Annotated in this window: 3 protein-coding genes; 1 reads left to right on the forward strand and 2 read right to left on the reverse strand. The window is 25.8% G+C overall.

The features are described from left to right. Positions 1-336: 336 nt before the first annotated feature. Together AVBRAN9331_RS09600 and AVBRAN9331_RS09605 are read right to left on the reverse strand one after the other, a co-directional pair. Positions 337-756 carry a c-type cytochrome gene (locus AVBRAN9331_RS09600; protein WP_336608775.1) on the reverse strand — a complete coding sequence of 140 codons (420 nt, stop codon included), beginning with the start codon at positions 754-756 and terminating at the stop codon, positions 337-339. A 41-nt stretch (positions 757-797) separates the two neighbouring features. Beyond that, on the reverse strand, positions 798-1,994 hold the full coding sequence (locus tag AVBRAN9331_RS09605; protein ID WP_336612914.1) for a major outer membrane protein: 1,197 nt from the start codon (positions 1,992-1,994) through the stop codon (positions 798-800). A 260-nt stretch (positions 1,995-2,254) separates the two neighbouring features. Here AVBRAN9331_RS09605 and AVBRAN9331_RS09610 point away from each other — a divergent pair. Further along, positions 2,255-2,647: DNA alkylation repair protein (locus AVBRAN9331_RS09610; protein ID WP_336612915.1), on the forward strand; the 393-nt coding region annotated here is incomplete at its 3' end.

Genomic DNA, 2,647 nt, shown 5'->3' on the forward strand with positions numbered 1-2,647 from the left:
TGAAAATTATTTGGAAAAGTAGGGAAAGTTGGGAGAATTTAAAAAATACAATTTAAAAACATTAAAAACTAAAATTAGTGAAGATAGTTTGTAGTTTTGGTGGTTATGTAGTGAGAGTTAGGTTTGAGAAATTTGAAATTTAGTAAGAAAATAAATAATAATTTTGAATAATATAAAAAACATTATTTGAATTATTTATATAAAATATTTTAGATAAGTTAATTTTATATGTTTAGCATAACTCAATGGCATTACATATTTTATAAGATTATTAAGTTATATAGCTAAATTATAATAAAATATCTAAGTTTTAAAATAGGAATTTATATTTAGATTTTATTCCAAATATAAATTATCTTTAGTTTTTTTAGCAGGTTCAATATTTTTTGAATTAGGTAATTCTAAATTATCTTTACCTTTTATATAAGCTATAATATTATCAATATCCTTATTTGATAATTTATTTGCATATCTTTGCATAACAAATCTTGTTTTGCCTCCAAAATCTTTATCGTTTTTGTAAGATTTTAACATTGATTTTAAAGTAGATGCTGAATAAGTGTTTAAGGATTTAAATGTAGTGCTTGATTTATCTCCTAAATCTCCATGACAAGAATTGCATTTATGAATATTTATAAAAAGTTCTTTACCTAAATTAATATCTAAATTATCACTAAAAGTATAATTTAATAAATCATCTGTAGTAACTGCACTTATAGAATTTGTAATACATAAAAATAATAAAATTTTTTTCATTCTAAGTCTTTAAAAAGCTAGGCTTAAAGCCTAGCAATTAATTAAAATGTATATTTAGCTTGGAATCTGATTAGTTTATCAGTTGTTTTTTCATCAGCTTGTTTTGATGTTCCATAAGCATAGAATGCTGAGAAGTTTAGTTTGTCGCTATATTTATAAGATAGTTGTGGTTTAACTTCAAATAATTTTTCTTTTTCAGCACCTTCAACTTTATTTGTTCCGCTAATAATATCAACACCAAATCTTACATCTTCAAATGTATAGCCAATTGTTCCGAATACGAAATCTTTTTTACCTTTATCACCTTGGTATCCATCCATTACTATTTCACCGTAGTTGATTAATTGACCACTATCTTCTACACTATTAATTGTAGCTTTGTCTTTCTTACCATAACCAGCATAACCTACATTGAAATCTAAGCCGAATGCATCAAAACCAGCTTCTACTGCATAGAAGTTACCATTTGCAGCACTTAAACTTTCTTTTCTATCTTTTTTAAGGCTATTGCCTGCGTATTGAGCGTGAATATTGTATGCGAAATCATCTTTGTCACCTAGAGCAACATTGAAATCTACTGCATAGAATGTGCCCCAACTAGCCATATTTGAAACCCATAGTTGAGCTGCTACTGGGTCAAAATTAGCAATTGCTGCTATACCATAAAGGTTTTTGCTTGTAGCGTATTCATTACCTTTTTCATCTTTAACAAATAAAACTTTACTTAAATCTTCATCATTGTTATAATTATCAAATGCATAAGCTGCTAAAGTTACATTTTCAATGCTATTATTTACTATTTTTAATCCTGTTCCTAGTAAATCATCAGTCCAAATTGAGCCGATTTCCATTCTACCGAACATAAATGAAGTATCAAAGTTTGTGTAAGTTAAGTAAGCATCTCTTACAGCAAAAGTTTCTTTATCGTTTAAATACGCATCATTTCCAAAAGACTTATCAGCGTTTTCATATTGGAATAATGCTGTAGCTTTAAAATTATCAGCTATATCAGCACCAAATTTTAATTGAGCTTTATAGTTGTGACCATTATCTTTAGATCTATCTATTTTTGTAGTAACTGAATTGTTTTTTATTTTTTCAGAATTTGTATCGTATCTATATCTTAACATTCCTGATAGGTCTACATTTTGAATAGCTTCATCTAAAGCAACTGCGTTCGCGAATGAGAACGAACCTGCAGCAACAACTGCTGCTAAACTTAATTTAACTAATTTCATTTTTTCTCCTTTTTTTGTAAAAATGTAAGGGAATAGTAGCATAAATTTTGAAAATTAAGCTTAAAGTTATATAAATTTTTAAAAAAATGTAATTTGAATTATTCTTAAAAAAGGAAAACCCCTTGATTTCTCAAGGGGTTTAAGTCTCTCAAGGAGTAAAAAACTAGTCTAAGTTGCGATGATTTTAAAGAAGCTAGGTTAATACTTAGTAAAAGTATTTATAGTAAGATTATTTTTTTAAACAAAACGAAAGAGCTATAATGAAAATTAAAGAATATTTACAAAAACATATAGATAAAATATATAAAAGTTATTGCAAAAAATCAGTATTTACTAACTATAAAATAATAGGAGTTAGAAACAATAAGCTTAAAAGGTATGCAAAAACTATAATTAAAAAGTATGATTTAAATGATTATTTATTAAATACTAATTTTAAAAGTTTTGATGAAATGCAACTTTACATACACGTATTAAATGAGTTAGATGATTATGATTTAGTGGTTAAGAATTTAAAAATAATATTAAAAATCATAGATAACTGGTGTAGTTGCGATACTATAAGACCTAAGTGTTTTGATAGTAATCTTGATAAGGTAGAGCAAATCATATACGAATGGATTAAGTCTAATACAATATATGAAATAAGATTT

The organism is Campylobacter sp. RM9331, assembly GCF_020137685.1.
GTDB lineage: Bacteria > Campylobacterota > Campylobacteria > Campylobacterales > Campylobacteraceae > Campylobacter_E.